This is a genomic window from Streptomyces sp. NPDC046876 (genome assembly GCF_040645035.1).
Classification (GTDB): Bacteria; Actinomycetota; Actinomycetes; order Streptomycetales; family Streptomycetaceae; genus Streptomyces.
The window spans coordinates 159,610-176,230 of record NZ_JBEYXK010000003.1; the positions used below are offsets into that span (position 1 = coordinate 159,610).

Annotated in this window: 4 protein-coding genes; all 4 read left to right on the forward strand. The window is 75.1% G+C overall.

Going from position 1 to position 16,621, the window contains the following annotated elements; genetic code table 11:
• Positions 1-220 precede the first annotated feature (220 nt).
• A complete protein-coding gene (locus ABZ924_RS03400; protein ID WP_361903351.1) occupies positions 221-502 on the forward strand; it encodes an acyl carrier protein in 282 nt (93 codons plus the stop codon).
• Entirely contained in the window at positions 486-1,364 is an 879-nt protein-coding gene (locus ABZ924_RS03405) for an alpha/beta fold hydrolase (protein ID WP_361903354.1), read from the forward strand. Before ABZ924_RS03400 ends, ABZ924_RS03405 begins: the two co-directional genes overlap by 17 nt.
• An 85-nt stretch (positions 1,365-1,449) precedes the next feature.
• Positions 1,450-8,814 carry an SDR family NAD(P)-dependent oxidoreductase gene (locus ABZ924_RS03410; protein WP_361903357.1) on the forward strand — a complete coding sequence of 2,455 codons (7,365 nt, stop codon included), beginning with the start codon at positions 1,450-1,452 and terminating at the stop codon, positions 8,812-8,814.
• A gap of 107 nt (positions 8,815-8,921) precedes the next feature.
• A complete protein-coding gene (locus ABZ924_RS03415; RefSeq protein ID WP_361903360.1) occupies positions 8,922-16,613 on the forward strand; it encodes a beta-ketoacyl synthase N-terminal-like domain-containing protein in 7,692 nt (2,563 codons plus the stop codon).
• Positions 16,614-16,621: the final 8 nt, after the last annotated feature.

A 16,621-nucleotide genomic window follows, 5' to 3' on the forward strand; every position in this document is an offset into this window, starting at 1 on the left:
GGCCACGGGGGGTTTGCGAAATGCCTCGCACCACATTCCTCCCGCCGGCCGGACCCGCGTCCCGCCGGCTCCACCGGACCGTGCACTGACCCGCGTTCCCGTATTTCCCCGGCGCCACCGCCGTGCACCACCCGCCGGCCGTACCGGCGCCCAGGCCGCCGGCCCCTCGCCCGCATTTCAGCACGGGCTTTTTCGGAATTCAGGACCAGGGAGGAACAACGTGCTCGTTGTGACGGCAGCAGAAGCCCAGCAGTGGCTCATCGAGAAGATTGCCCACAAGCTCGGGGTGGAGCAGAGCGAGGTGTCACCCGAGCTGTATTTCGACGAGCTCGACCTCGACTCCACCGAGGCTCTGATCCTCGCCGGGGAAATGGAGAACTGGCTCGGATTCGAACTCGGCACCACGACCCTGTGGTACCACCCCACCATCAAGGACCTGGCCGCCTTCATCGCGGAGGAGTCCGCGACCCGCGCCGAGGAACAGCATGCGGCTGCGTCCTGACCGGACTCCGGCGCCCGTCCGCCGGCTCCGCGCCGCCGACGGCGGCGCGGGCACGGTGTACCTGGTGCACCCCGGCGCACTGGACGCCGAGGTGCACCGGACGCTCGCCGAGGCGCTGCCCGGCGGCACCGGTCTCACCGTGCTCGACCTGTCCGCGCTCCCGGAGTACTGGGAGGCCGCGCTGACCGGCGGCCGCGCCGCCACCACCGTCGAGGACCTCGCCGGCCGGCTGGCGGACGAGCTGGTCCGCGCCCGCACCGCCGACGGCGCGGACGGCCGCCCGTACACCCTCGCCGGCTGGTCGTTCGGCGGTGTGATCGCCCAGGCCCTGGTCGAGCGGCTCCCGGCCGGGCAGCGGCCCCGGCAGCTCGTACTGCTCGACAGCATCGCCCCCACCGATGCCTACAAGCCGTCGGACGAGGAACTGAACCCCGCGCTGCTCCTCGGCTGGTTCGCGCTGTACCTCGGGGCCAAGCGCGGACTTCCGGTGGTCCCGGACGCCGAGCGGCTCGCCGGGGCCGGCGTCGAGGACGGCCTCGAGGCCGTGCTGGAGGCCGCCGTCGCCGGCGGCGCCCTGCGTGCGGACACGCCGGTGTTCGGACTGCGCAAGCTGTACGACACGTACGTGGACGGCCTGCTGCGCAACAACCGGCTGACGGCCCCCTACCGGGCCGTCCCGTCGAGCGTGCCGCTGGTCCTCGTCACGGCCGAGGGCAGCCTGATCCCCGACGACCCCACCCTCGGGTGGGAGCCGCTGGCCCCCCACGGCCTCACCACGCACCGCAGCCCCGGCGACCACTACACCATGCTCAGCCGCCCGGACGCCGCCGCCGTGATCGCCCGGCTCGTGCACGCCGCATGAGCCCGCTCCTGGCAGGCCCTTCTCCACGATGACCGGCGGACCCCGGCCCACGGGCCGATCGCCCCGAGACCTAGAGAGCTCTGTCGTGAATTCTCCGCAGCCCGTCAAGCCGCCGTCGGACAGCCACCTCGACCGTCGGCTCGCCCACGACCCCATCGCCATCGTCGGCCTCTCCGCCCTGTACCCGAAGTCGCCGGACCTGCGCGAGTTCTGGGCCAACGTGGTCTCGGCGGCCGACTGCATCGAGGACGTGCCCGACACCCACTGGGACGTGTCCGAGCACTACGACCCGGACCCGACGGCGCCCGACAAGACGTACTCCCGGCGCGGCGGCTTCATCCCGGACGTGCCGTTCAACCCGCTGGAGTTCGGCCTGCCCCCGAACACCCTGGAGGTCACCGACGTCCTCCAGCTCCTCAGCCTCGTCGTCGCGCGCGACCTGCTGAAGGACGCCGGCGCCGAGCAGCCCTGGTACGACGCCTCCCGCACCGGCGTGGTCCTCGGCATCACCGGCGCCAACCAGCTCACCCAGCCACTGACCGCCCGCCTGCAGACCCCCGTCATCAAGGAGGTCGTCCGCAGCTGCGGGCTCTCCGAGCGGGACGCAGAGGAGATCGCGGCCAAGTTCCGCCTCGCGTACGCCCCGTGGGAGGAGAACTCCTTCCCCGGCATGCTCGGCAACGTCGTCGCCGGCCGGGTCGCCAACCGGCTCGACCTCGGCGGCATCAACATGACCGTCGACGCCGCCTGCGCCAGCTCGCTCGGCGCGGTCCGCGCCGCCGTCAGCGAGCTCCTGGAGCGCCGCTCCGACACGATGCTGGTGGGCGGCTGCGACGCCGAGAACACCATCTTCATGTACCTGTGCTTCAGCAAGACGCCCGCCCTGTCGAAGTCCGGGAACATCCGCCCGTTCGACAAGGACGCCGACGGCACCCTGATCGGCGAGGGCATCGGCATGCTGGCCCTGCGCCGCCTCTCCGACGCCGAGCGCGACGGCAACAAGATCTACGCGGTGCTGCGCGGCATGGGCACCTCCAGCGACGGCCGCTTCAAGTCCATCTACGCCCCGCGCGCCGAGGGCCAGATGGTCGCGCTGCGCCGCGCGTACGAGGACGCCGACTGCTCCCCCGCCAGCGTGGAGCTGTTCGAGGCGCACGGCACCGGCACCGCCGTCGGCGACGCCACCGAGCTGAAGGCGCTGACCTCCGTCCTCGCCGAGGCCTCCGACACCAAGGGCTACGCGGCCGTCGGCAGCGTGAAGTCCCAGATAGGCCACACCAAGGCGGCCGCCGGCGCGGCCGGCATGATCAAGCTGGCGCTGGCCCTGCACCACAAGGTGCTGCCGCCCACCATCAACGTGCAGGAGCCGAACGGCTCGCTGCAGCCCGGCGCCGGCCCGCTGTACGTGAACTCCGAGGCCCGCCCGTGGATCCGCCACCCCGAGCGGCCCAAGCGCCGGGCCGCGATCTCCTCGTTCGGCTTCGGCGGCACCAACTTCCACATGGTGCTGGAGGAGCACGGCGAGGGCGAGGACCTGCGGCCCGCCCACCCGGTGGCCTCCGTCCACCTGTGGCACGCCGCCGACACCGGCGCGCTGACCGAGCTGCTCGCCGCCGGCGCCCCCGCCACCGGGGGTCCGGCCCCCGAGGGCAGCGCCCGCATCGCGCTGGTCGCCCGCACCGCCGAGGAGCTGGCCGCGCTGCGCGAGCTGGCGCTCGGGCAGCTGCGCGCCCGGCCCGCGGAGGAGGCCTGGTCGCACCCCAAGGGCGTGTACTTCCGCCGCCGCGCCGCCGCGGCCGGCAAGGTCGGTGCGCTCTTCTCCGGCCAGGGCAGCCAGTACGTCAACCCCGGCAGGACGGCCGTGATGGCGCTGCCGCCGCTGCGGGCCGCCTTCGACGCGGCCAACCGGCAGTTCGAGGGCGCCGCCGAGGCGCTGTCGGCGGTCGCCTTCCCGCCGCCGGCGTTCGACCAGGCCGCCCGTACGGAGCAGGAGGCCGCGCTGCGGGCCACCGCGTACGCGCAGCCCGCCATCGGCGCCCTGTCCGCGGGCCAGTTCCGCTACCTGAGCGAGCTGGGGTTCACCGCCGAGGGCTTCCTCGGCCACAGCTTCGGCGAGCTGACCGCCCTGTGGGCGGCCGGCTCCCTCGACGACGACGCCTTCTTCGCCCTCGCCCGCGCCCGCGGCACCGCGATGGCCCCGCCGGCCGAGGAGGGCTTCGAGGCCGGCGCGATGGCCGCGGTGTCCGCGCCGGAGGAGCGGGTGGCCGAGCTGCTCGCCGCCCGCGAGGGCGTTGTGGTCTGCAACCGCAACGCGCCCGACCAGATCGTGGTGGGCGGGGCCACCGCCGAGGTGGAGAAGCTGATCGCCGCCGCCAAGGACGCGGGCCTGCGGGCCTCCCGGCTGCCGGTGTCGGCCGCGTTCCACACCCCGTTCGTCGGGCACGCGGTCGAGGCGTTCCGCGGCAGCGTGGACGCGGTGGAGGTGTCCGCCCCGGCCGCGCCGGTGTACGCCAACACGCGCGGCGCGGTCTACGGCGAGGACGTCGCCGCGAACCGGCGGATCCTCACCGAGCAGCTGCTGAACCCGGTCGACTTCGCCGCCCGGGTGGAGGAGATGTACGCGGCCGGGTTCCGGGTGTTCGTGGAGTTCGGCCCGAAGGACGTGCTGGCCAAGCTGGTCGGCCGGATCCTGGGCGAGCGGGAGCACACCGTGGTCGCGCTGGACGCCGGCCCCGGCAAGGACGCGGACACCGCGCTGAAGCAGGGCGTCGCCCAGCTCGCGGTGCTCGGCCTGGCGCTGGCCACCGCGGACCGCTACACCGCGGTCCGGGAGGCGGAGACGGCCCCCAAGAAGGGCATGTCGATCCTGCTCAACGGCATCAACTACATCTCGCCGGAGCGCCGGGCCGCGTACCGCGACGCGATCGAGAACGGCTACCGCATCGCCGTCCCGACCCTGCCGGCCGTTGCCGCGGCGCCCGTCGCGGCCTCCGCACCGGCTCCCGCACCGGCCGCCGCGAAGGCCCCGGCCGCACCGGCCCCGGCAGCCGCACCCGCCGCCGCACCGGCTCCGGCTCCGGCCGCCCCGCAGCCCGTACCGGTGGCAGCGGTGGCCGCGTCCGCCGCACCGGCCGCCACCGCCACGGCGGTCGCCGTCCGGCCCGCACCGGCCCCGGTCGCGGCCTCCGTCCCCGCACCGGCTCCGGCACCCGCGCCGGCGCCGGCCCCGGAACCCGCCGTCATGGAGACAGCCCACGTGGACAACGACCGCCTGGCCGATCTTGTGGCCGACCACCTTTCCCTGCACGACGACTATCTGAGCGGCCAGCTGCACAGCGCCGAGCGCCTGACGAGCCTGCTCGAGCGCGCCGCCGACCAGGGGCAGCTGAGCGAGGTGCTCGAAGCGGTCAACGCCGTCAAGGAGCACGGCCTGGACATCGGCCGCAGCCACCTGCGGGCCAACGAGATCCTGCGCGACCTCGCGCAGCTGGAGCTCGGCGCCGCCCCGGCGTCCGTGGAGCGGCCCGCCGCCCTGACCCGGCAGCCCGCTCCGGCCCCGCGCCCGGCGGTGGCCCCGGCCCCGGCCCCCGCGGCCCTGGCCCCGGCTCCGGTCGCCCCGGCCCCGGCTCCCGCCCCGGCCGCTCCGGCCCCGGCCCCGGCTCCGGCGCCCGCCCTGGTCGCCGCCGCGGTGGCCGCGCCCGCCGCCGCCCCGCAGGCCCCGGCCGCCCCGAAGGCCGCCCCGGCCCCGGCCCCCGCGCCGGCTGCTGTCGCGGCCCCCGCTCCCGCTCCGGCCGCCCCGGCTCCGGCCGTTGCCACCGGGCCGGGTGTGGAGGCGGTCCTGCTGGAGGTCGTCTCGGAGAAGACGGGCTACCCCGCCGACATGCTGGACCTCGACATGGACATCGAGGCCGACCTCGGCATCGACTCCATCAAGCGCGTCGAGATCATGGGCGTCCTCCAGGAGCGGGCGGGCGCAACGACCACCGCCGGACCGGAGCAGCTCGCCGAACTGCGCACCCTGCGCGACATCATCGGCATCATGGCGGGCTCCACGGCCACCGCGGCCCCGGCCGCCCCGCCCGCGGCTCCCGCCGCCGCCCCCGCGGCCGCCTCCGGCCCGGACGCCGGCGCCGTCCAGGCCGTCCTGCTCGAGGTCGTCTCCGAGAAGACCGGCTACCCCGCCGACATGCTCGACCTCGACATGGACATCGAAGCCGACCTCGGCATCGACTCCATCAAGCGCGTCGAAATCATGGGCGTCCTCCAGGAACGCGCCGACGCCACCGTCACCGCCGGACCCGAACAGCTCGCCGAACTGCGCACCCTGCGCGACATCGTCGAGATCATCGCCGGTGCCGCGGGCGCCGCCGCCCCGGCCGCCGCTCCCGCCGCCGCCCCCGCGGCCGCCTCCGGCCCGGACGCCGGCGCCGTCCAGGCCGTCCTGCTCGAGGTCGTCTCCGAGAAGACCGGCTACCCCGCCGACATGCTCGACCTCGACATGGACATCGAAGCCGACCTCGGCATCGACTCCATCAAGCGCGTCGAGATCATGGGCGTCCTCCAGGAACGCGCCGACGCCACCGTCACCGCCGGACCCGAACAGCTCGCCGAACTGCGCACCCTGCGCGACATCGTCGAGATCATCGCCGGTACGACGGCCGGCGCGGCTCCCGCGGCTGCGGCTGCGCCCGCCACTGCGGCGACCGCCCCCACCGGTCCCGATGCCGGCGCCGTCCAGGCCGTGCTGCTGTCCGTCGTGAGCGAGAAGACCGGCTACCCGGCCGACATGCTCGACCTCGACATGGACATCGAAGCCGACCTCGGCATCGACTCCATCAAGCGCGTCGAAATCATGGGCGTCCTCCAGGAGCGCGCCGACGCCACCGTCACCGCGGGGCCGGAGCAGCTCGCCGAGCTGCGCACCCTGCGCGACATCGTGCAGCTGATCGCGGGCTCCGCCCCCACCGCAGCCCCCACCGCGGAGGCCGGCGCCGCCACCGCCGCCCCTGCCGCCGCCCCGGCCGACGGGCCGCAGCAGCCCAAGGCGGGTATCGGCCGGGCGCAGGCCGCCCTGGTCGAACTGCCCACGCCCGACCTGCTGGTCGACGCGTACGCGCAGGGCTCGGCCGCCCTCGTCGTCGACGACGGCTCCGAGCTGGCCCCGGCCGTCGCCGGCCGCCTCGCCGACACCGGCTGGCGGGTGCACGTGCTGCGGCTGCCCGGCGTCGCCGAGCGCATCACCGGCGCCGAGGACCACGCCCTGTCCGGCTGGGGCGTGACCGAGCTCGCCGAGCGGATCGAGGCGATCCTCGCCGACCGGGTCGCCCTGGTGGTCGACCTGTCCGCCGCGCACGGCGGCGAGTGGGCCGACGGCGTCCGCCGCCTGGCGCACACCCTCCTCGTCGCCAAGCACGCGGTCGAGCCGCTGACCGCGGCGGCCGGATCCGGCCGGGCCGCGTTCGTCACCGCCACCCGGCTCGACGGCCGCTTCGGCCTCGGCGGGGTCCCCGAGGAGCAGGTCCCGGCGGGCGGTGTCGCCGGCCTGGTCAAGACGCTGGCCGTGGAGGCCCCGGCGGTGTTCTGCCGGGCCGTCGACCTGGCCCCCGCGCTGGACGCGCAGTCCGCGGCCGCACTCGTCGTGGCCGAGGCGTACGACGCCGTCACCGACACGGTGCAGGTCGGCCACGACGGCACCCGCCGCGTCGGCCTCACCCTGGCCGAGCAGCCGCTGACCGGCTCCGGCACCACCGGGGTCCCCGCCCTCGGCTCCGACGACCTGCTGGTCGTCACCGGTGGCGGACGCGGCATCACCGCCGCCTGTGTCGTCGAACTGGCCGAGCAGTACCGGCCGGGCCTGCTCCTGCTGGGCCGCACCCCGCTGGCCGACGAGCCCGAGTGGGCACGCGGCATCGCGGACCCGGCCCTGAAGGGCGCGGCGGCCGCGCACCTGAAGGCGACGGGCGAGAAGCCGACGCCGAAGCGGGTGGAGCAGCTCAGCTCCGCCGTCATCGGCGCCCGTGAGATCCGGGGCACCCTGGAGCGGGTCCGGGCCGCGGGCAGCGAGGTGGAGTACCTGGCGGCGGACATCACCGACGCGGGTGCGACCGCCGCCGCGCTGGCCCCGTACCGGGAGCGCATCACCGGTCTGGTGCACGGCGCCGGCGTCCTCGCCGACCAGCTCATCGCCAACAAGAAGGCCTCCGAGATCGAGCGGGTCTTCGCGCCGAAGCTGACCGGACTGCGCGCGGTGGCCGCCGCCCTGCCCGAGGGCTCCCTGCGCCACGTGGTGCTGTTCTCCTCGGTGGCCGGCTTCTTCGGCAACCAGGGCCAGTCGGACTACGCGATGGCCAACGAGGTGCTCAACGCCTGGGCGTCCTCCTTCAAGCAGCGCAACCCGCAGGCCCACATCACCTCCCTCAACTGGGGTGCGTGGGAGAGCGGCATGGTCTCCCCGCAGGTCAAGGCGATCTTCGAGGAGCGCGGCATCGTCCTGATCCCGGTGGAGACCGGGGCGCGGCTGTTCGCCGAGCAGTTCTCGGCCGGCCGGGCGGACGACGTCGTCACCGTCCTCGGGCCGACGACCCCGCTGTCGGAGCCGGAGCGGCCCGCGGGCGGTGCGCCGGTGACGGTGCAGCGGTCGCTGGCCGCGGTGGCCGAGGACCTGGTCGTCGTGGACCACGTGATCGGTGACGCGCCGGTGCTGCCCGCGGTGGTGGCGCTCGGCTGGGCGATCGGCGCGGTGGAGCGGACCAGCGGCGAGGAGGTGCGCCAGGTGCGCGACTTCTCGGTCCAGAAGGGCATCGTCTTCGACGGCACCCAGCCGGAGCAGCTCACCCTGACGCTGGCCCCGGCCGGCGACGGCTCGGTGCAGGCCTCGATCCGCTCGGCGGACGCGCAGGGCGCCGTACGGCCGCACTACGGCGCGGTGGTCGCCACGGGGGCGGCACCCGCCGAGGCCACGGTCGCCGGGCTCCCGGCGCTCGGCTCCGGGCGTGACGCGGCGGACCTCTACTCGGACGGCACGCTCTTCCACGGCCCGGCCCTGCGCGGGGTGCGCCGGGTGCTGGCCGAGGCGGAGTCCCGGCTGGTCCTGGAGGTCTCGCTGGCCGAACTGAGGCCGGACGGGGGCGCCTTCGGCGGCTCGCGGTTCGCGCCCGGCACGGCCGACCTGCTGCTCCAGGCGGGCCTGGTGTGGGTGAAGCTGTTCCGCGGGACGGCCGGGCTGCCGCTCGGCGTGGCCCGCGCCGACCTGCACCACCCGCTGCCGGACGGCGAGCCCTTCCTGATCGTGGTCGAGCCGACCGCGGCGAGCAACGGCTCGAGCTCCTCGCTCACCATCACGGCCTGCGCCCCCGACGGCCGCGTCCTGACCCGCTTCGACGGTGTCTCCGTGGTCTCCGCCCCGCAGCTGGCGGCCAAGTTCGCCACCCGGAACGGCATCAGCGGCTGATCCCGCTTCGTACCTGACGACGTAAGCGGTCGCGTCGGCCCGGACGGCACCAGCACCACCCCGGCCGTCCGGGCCGGCCGCCCCTCAGAAGGGACCCCACAGCTCTCATGAGCAAGTACGCGATCGTCGGCCTCTCCTGCCTGTTCCCGGGAGCCGAGACCCCTGCCGCGTTCTGGCAGAACCTCAGCTCCGGGGTGGACAGCCGCAGGGAAGGCGGGGAGGAGGTCTTCGGCCCCGCCCTCGACACCCGGGACACCGACCCCCGGCACGAGATCTACTGCCGCCGGGGCGGCTTCATCACCGACTTCGAATTCGACCCGACCGGCTACCTCCTCGACGCCGGCAAGCTGTCCGGGCTGGACCGGATCTTCCACTGGTCGCTGCACGTGGCCCGGGAGGCGCTGCGCGACAGCGGCTACGCGGACCGCCCGGAGATCCTGGCCCGCACCGGCCTGGTCCTCGGCAACTACTCCTTCCCCACCCTCGCCTCGGCCGAGGTCAGCGTGCCGCTCGTGCAGGAGGCCGTGCTCCAGGGCCTGCGCGAGGCCGGCCACCCGGCCCTCGGCGCCCTGGCCGACCCCGCCCTGCAGATCGACGCGAAGGCCCTGCACCCGCAGGACCTGCGGGTCAGCGGCTCCCCGGTCGGCGTGGCCGCCACCGCGCTGGGCCTGGGCGGGCCCCGCTACGCCCTGGACGCAGCCTGCTCCTCGGCCCTGTACGCGCTGAAGCTGGCCTGCGACCACCTCGCGGCCGGCCAGGCCGACCTGGTGCTCGCGGGCGGCGTGTGCGCGCCGGACCCCACCCTCATCCACCTGTCGTTCTCCGACCTCCAGGCCTACCCGCGCGACGGGTTCAGCCAGCCGTTCGACGACCGCTCCGGCGGCATCCTGACCGGCCAGGGCGCCGGCATGGTCGCCGTCAAGCGGCTCGCGGACGCGCGGCGCGACGGCGACCGCATCCTCGCGGTGGTCGACGGGATCGGCCTGACCAACGACGGGGCCGGGCGGCACCTGCTGGTCCCGCAGGGCGGCGGCCAGCTCCAGTCCTACGAACTGGCGTACGCCGAGGCCGGGATCGACCCGGCGGCCGTGGACTACCTGGAGTGCCACGCCACCGGCACGCCCATCGGCGACGCCACCGAGGCCGGGTCGGTCGCCGAGTTCTTCGGTGCGGCCGGCAAGACCCCGCTGATCGGCTCGGTGAAGGGCAACATCGGGCACCTGCTCACCGTCGCGGGGCTCAGCAGCATGCTCAAGGTGGTCCTGGCCATGGGCCACGGCCGCATTCCGCCGACCATCGGCGTGGAGCGGCCGGTGGCCTCGAAGGACGGCCTGGTCGGCGCCGCCAACCTGGTGCGCGAGGCCCGCGACTGGCCGGCCGGCGAGGGCCCGCGCCGCGGCGCGGTGTCCGCGTTCGGCTTCGGCGGCACCAACGCGCACGTGGTGCTGTCCGAGCACACCGGCGAGGAGGAGGCCGCCGAAGACACAGCCGAGGCCCCCCTGCCGGCCCTCGACGTGGTGGGCCTCGGTGCGCACTTCGGCGCGCTGGACGGCGTCGACGCGTACGAGCGGGCCGTGCACAGCGGTGCGGACGCCCTCGTGGAGCTGCCCGAGCGGCGCTGGCGCGGGCTGGACGGGACCCGGGACGGCTCGCTGCAGACCGCGACCGGGGTGAACCCGGACGCTCTGCCGCACGGCGCGTTCGTCGACGGGGTCGGCATCGACCCGATCGACCAGAAGATCCCCCCGACGGACCTGCGCACGTACAACCTCCAGCACGCGCTGGCCACGAAGGTCGCCGACGAGGCGCTGCAGGACGCCGGCTACTCCCGTACGGTGCCGGCCGGCCGGACCTCGCCCGAGCCGCGCCGCATCGCGGTGGTGGTGGCGATGGAGATGGAGCCGACCACCCACCTGCGGCTGACCCGCTACCGGCTCGGGCAGTTCCTGCGCGAGGGCTTCGAGCGGGCCGGGGTGGCGGTCGACGAGGAGCAGCTCGCGGCGCTGACGGCCGTGGGCCGGGACGCGGTCGTCGACCCGATCGTCGCCAACGAGGTGCTCAGCTACATCGGCAACGTGATGGCGAGCCGGATCTCCTCGTTGTGGAACCTGACCGGCCCGTCGTTCACCGTCTCCGCGGACGGCTCGGGCACCGCCGAGGCGCTCGAGGTCGCGCGGCTGCTGCTGCTCGACCCGAGCATCGAGGCCGTCCTGGTCGGTGCGGTCGACCTGGCGGGCTCGGCGGAGAACCTGCTGCTCACCCCCGAGGTGGTCGCCGGGGCCGGGCTGACGTTCGGCGAGGGCGGCCGCGGCCGCCGCATCGGCGAGGGCGCCGGCGCGGTCGTGGTGACCCGGCCGGGCGGCGCCGCGCAGGGGGCGACGGTGTACGCGCGCCTGGAGTCCCTGGCGGTGCGGCATGCGGCCCCGGTCGACGGGGCGCTGCCGGAGGCCGACCGGGACGCGTTCGCGGCAGCGGCCGAAGCGGCGCTGGCCGCGGCGGGCGTCACCGCGTCCGACATCGGGTACGTGGAGGCCCACGCGGGCGGCACCGAGGCCCAGGACCGGGCCGAGATCGCCGCCCTCGCCTCGGTCTACCCGGCCGGTACGGCGAGCGTCGCCCTCGGCAGCGCCAAGGCGCAGGTCGGCGACGCCGGGTGCGCGGCGGGCATGGCCGCGCTGATCCGGTCGGTGCTGGTCCTGCACCACGGCTACCTGCCGGGGACGCGGGGCTGGGACCGGCCGGCCGCGGACCTGGCCGGGGAGTTCGAGGCCTCCGGCCTGTACGTCCCCGAGGCCTCGCGGCCGTGGCTGCGCCCCCGCAAGGACAGCCGCCGGTACGCGGCGGTGAGCTTCCTCGGCGGCAGCGGGGCCCACGGGCACCTGGTGCTGTCCTCGGACACCACCCGCGGCAGGGTCAGCCCCGCGGACTGGCGCCGCGCAGGCGGGCCGGTGGTGCTGCCGCTGGCCGCGGACTCCCTGGAGGAGCTGCTCACGCTGGTCGCGCTGCACCGGGACCTGATCGGCGAGGGCCGCGACCCGTACGAGCTGGCCCGCGCGGCGGCCCGCACCCTGCACGGGAAGGCGCTGCGCACGGTGCTGGTCGGCAAGGACGCCGCCGAGCTGGTCGCACAGCTGGAGCTGGCGGCCCGGGACCTGCCCGGCGTGCACGCCCGGGGCGGCGAGTGGGCCACCCCGGCCGGCAGCTTTTCCACCGCCGCGCCGATCGGCCCGGACGGGCGGGTCGCGCTGGTCTACCCGGGCGCGTTCAACTCGTACCCGGGCCTGGGGCAGGACTTCTTCCGGGCCTTCCCCGGGCTGCTGGACCGCTTCGAGAGCCAGGCGGACGAGCCGGCCCGGCTGATGCGGGCCGCCGCGCTGTACCCGCGCACGCGGGTGGCGCCGGGCCGCCGCGAGCTCATGGAGCTGGAGTCGCGGCTCGGCGAGGACATCCCGTTCATGCTGGCGACCGGCACCAGCTTCGCGATGCTGTACACCGACCTGGTGCGCGAGGTCCTCGGGATCCGGGCGCACGGCGGCTTCGGCTACAGCCTCGGCGAGTCGAGCATGCTGTTCGCCACCGAGTGCTGGCTGCCGGAGGGCCGCCGCGACGACCTCATCAGCAACACCCCGCTCTTCCGGGACCGGTTGACGGGGCCCCGGCGCACGGTCCGCGAGCTGTGGGACCTGCCCGAGGAGACCCCGGACGCGGACGTGTGGGCCAGCCACGTGCTGCTGACCGACGCGGACACGGTCGGGAAGGCGCTGGCCGCCGGGTACGACCGGGTGTACCTCACGCACGTCAACACCCCGTCCGAACTGGTGATCGCCGGTGATCCGGCGCAGTGCCGCGCGCTGATCAAGGAGCTGGGCTGCCCGGCGGCCCGGTCCCCCGTCAACGCGGTGATGCACTGCCCGGCCGTGGACGCCGAACTCGACGGCCTGGCCGGGCTGAACGACTACCCGACCGGCTCGACCGGCGGCCTGGAGCTGTTCAGCGCCTACGACTACGGGGTGCTGCGCAGCCTGGACCGTACGGAGGTCAGCCGGCGCATCGCGCACACCCTGCGCTCCGCGATCGACTTCCCTCGGCTGGTGCGGGGCGCGTACGAACGGGGGTTCCGCTACTTCCTGGAGGTCGGGCCGAGCGCGACCTGCTCGCGGTGGGTCAAGGACACCCTGGGCGACGCCGCGCACGTCGCGGTGCCGGTGGACCGGCGCGGGGTGCCGGCCGCGCGGTCGGTCGCGCAGCTGGTGGCCCGGCTGGTGGGCCACGGCCTCGACGTCGACCTGACGGCGCTGCTGGCCCCCGCCGGGGAGTCGGCCCCGGTCCTCGCGGCCCGCAACTCCCGCTTCCGCGTGGGCGGCGGCACCCCCGTCCCCGCCCGCATCGCCAAGGCCCTGGCGGCCGACGGGCCCGCGGCTCCCGCCGCAGGCGCCCCGGCCGGCCGGGGCGGCCGCACCCCGGCCACCGCCACCGGGGGCACCGCCACCACCGCCGCCACCGGGGGCACCGCCGCCCCGGCGCCCGGCTCCCGGACCGCCGCGTCCCGGGCCGGCGGGGCCGCCGACCGACCCAGCACCCGGACCACCGCCCCGGCCGCCGGCAACCCCGCCGGGCCGGCCACCGTCGCCCCGGCCGCCACGGCCGCGGGCACCACCGCACCCGGCAGCCCCGCCGGGCCCGGCACCACCGCCCCGGGCGCCCCGCGCGCCGGGGGGTCCGCCGGGCCGGGAACCGCCGGTCCCGTGGCGCCGGCCGCTGCGGCGGCCCGTCCCGCACCCGTCCCGTCCGTACCGCCGGAGGACCCACGCCTCATGCCTGCCGACCCGACCCTGGCCGATCCGGAGGTCATCGCCTTCGACGGCGAACCGATCTCTTTCCTGCCGTGGGCGCCCCCGGTGCCCGCGGCCGTGCAGCCCGCCGCCGCCGTGCCCGCCGCACCGGCCGCTCCGGCCGCCCCGGCCGTGCAGGAGGCCCCGCTCCCGGCCGCCGCCGCGGCCCCCGCACCCGCACCCGTCCGCCGGGCGCGCCGGACGGCCGCTCCCGCGGCGGCCGGTGACCCGGCGTCGGCCGCCGCCGACCTGGTGCGCGAGATCCGCCACCAGATGGTGAGCACCCACTCGGTGGTGATGGAGACGCAGCGCATCCTCCAGGACGCCACGCTCAGCCGGGCCGAGGCACTGCTCGACGGCGGCCCGGCGGCGGCCGCGGCGCCCACGGCGGCCGCGGTGGGCGCGCCGCCCGCCCGGGCCGCCCTGCCCGCCGCCCCGGCGGCACCGGCGGCGGCCCCCGCCCCGGCCACCGCGCCGCAGGAGGCGCCCCGCGTGGTGGAGGCCACGGCGGTGCTCCCGCCGGCCGCCCCGCAGAGCCCGCACGCGCCGCAGCCGCCCGCATCCGCCCCCAAGCCCGAGGGTGTGATCTGGGACGAGGCGGACCTGATGGAGTTCGCCGTCGGCTCCGTCGCCAAGGTCTTCGGCCCGGAGTTCGGCGTCATCGACGGCTACGCCCAGCGCGTCCGGCTGCCCGCGGAGCCGTACCACTTCGTCAGCCGGGTCACCGCGCTGTCGGGCACCACCCACGAGTTCAAGCCCGCGAAGATCACCACGGAGTACGACGTCCCCGAGGACGCCTGGTACGCGGTCGACGGCGGCGTGCCCCCGGCCGTCACGGTCGAGGCCGGCCAGTGCGACCTGCTCCTCGTCAGCTACCTCGGCATCGACTTCCGCAACAAGGGCGAGCGGGTCTACCGCCTCCTCGACAGCACCCTGGTCTTCCGCGGCAACCTGCCGCGCGTCGGCCAGACGCTGAAGTACGACATCTCCATCGACCGCTTCGTCCACAACGGCGACACCACGCTCTTCTTCTTCAGCTACAAGTGCTACGCCGACGGCGAGCTGATCCTCGAACTCCACGACGCCTGCGCCGGCTTCTTCAGCGCCGCCGAGCTGGAGACCCCGATCGGCGTCGTCATGACCGACAAGGAGAAGGCCGAGCGGGCGGCCCTGCCCAAGGGCTACTTCAAGCCCCTCGCCTACACCGACAAGAACCACCTGGACGCCGGCGACCTGGAGCTCCTCGCCCAGGGCCGCCCCGGGGACGTCTTCGGCCCCGACCACGCCCAGGACCCCGGCATCAACCCGGCCCTGCGCCTGCCGGTCGAGAAGCTGCGCATGGTCGACGAGGTCACCATCGACCGCAAGGGCGGCCCGCGCGGCCTCGGCACGCTCAGCGCCGTCAAGAACCTGCAGCCCGACGCCTGGTACTTCGAGTGCCACTTCCCCGACGACCCGGTGCTCGCCGGCTCCCTGGTCGCCGAGGGCGCGGTGCAGCTGCTGCAGATCTACCTGCTGCACCAGGGCATGCACCTGACCCTCCCGGACGCCGCGTTCCAGTGCGTCACGGACACCCCGATCGAGGTCCAGGTCCGCGGCCAGATCACGCAGAAGCACACGCAGATCCGCTACGAGGTCGAGGTCATGGAGCTCACGCTCCTGCCCCGCGCCACGGTCATCGCGGACGTGCTGATCTACATCGGGGACCTGCCGGTCATCCGGATGAAGAACCTCGGCCTGCAGGTCCGCGAGAAGCCGGGCACCCCGTACCGCCCGGAGGCCGGCGGCATCCCGCAGTTCCTGGGCCGCCGCAACCGCAGCGGCGAGGCCGCGATGATCAACGAGATGCACCTTGCGCACGCCGCCAAGGGCGACCTGGACATCGCAATGGGCCCCGAGTTCGAGGTCTACCGCACGAGCCGGGCCCCGTACATCCCCAACGGCGCCTTCCAGTTCGTCGACCGCGTCATGTCCCTCAAGGGCACCCGCGGCGACCTGCGCCCCGGCTCGGAGATGGTCACCGAGTACGACTCCCCCGCGGACGCCTGGTACTACGAGGAGAACTCCTTCCCCCACATGCCGAACGCCGTGTACATGGAGTCCTCCCTCCAGGCGGCGATCTTCCTCGGCTACTACCTGGGCGCCACCCTCAAGAACACCGACGAGCAGTACGCGATCCGCAACCTGGACGGCCGCGCCACCCTGGTCAAGGACATAGACCTGCGGGGCAAGACCATCCGCCACCACTCCAAGCTCCTGATGACCAGCGCCGTCACCGGCGCCGTGCTGCAGAACTTCTCCTACGAGCTGTCCGCCGACGGCGAGGTCTTCTACACGGGCGAGTCGCTGTTCGGGTACTTCAGCGACGCGGCCCTGGCCAACCAGGTAGGCCTGGACAACGGCACGTACGTCGCCCCGTGGATCGAGACCAACGAGGTCGACCCGGCGAAGGTCCGCCGCATCGAGCTCCCCGAGGGCGCCCCGGCGTTCACCGACCCGACCGGCGGCCACCTGCACCTGCCCGGCGGCCGCTACGCGCTGGTGGACCGGGTCGACCTGGTGCAAGGCGGCGGCCGGCACGGCCGCGGCTACCTGCACGGCCACCGGGCGATCCGCCCCGACGAGTGGTACTTCGACTGCCACTTCCACCGCGACCCGGTGATGCCCGGCTCGCTCGGCGTCGAGGCGATCCTGCAGGCCCTGCGCCTGTACGTGATCGAGGAGAACCTCGCCGAGGGCTACGCGCGGCCGCGCTTCGCGATGGCCACCGACGTGGAGATGGCCTGGAAGTACCGCGGCCAGATCCTGCGCCACGACCCCGAGCTCAACTTCGACGTGCACGTCAAGGAGGTGCGCCGCGAGGAGGGCCGCCTGCTGGTCATCGCCGACGCGGAGCTGGCCAAGCCGGGCCTGCGCATCTACGAACTCACCGACGTGGCCATCGAGGTCCGTCCCACCGAGGCCTGACGGCCCGA

Bases quoted from the DNA above. Each gene is read 5' to 3' on its own strand.
- ABZ924_RS03405 (WP_361903354.1), top strand. From the start codon at position 486: ATGCGGCTGCGTCCTGACCGGACTCCGGCGCCCGTCCGCCGGCTCCGC.
- ABZ924_RS03415 (WP_361903360.1), top strand. From the start codon at position 8,922: ATGAGCAAGTACGCGATCGTCGGCCTCTCCTGCCTGTTCCCGGGAGCC.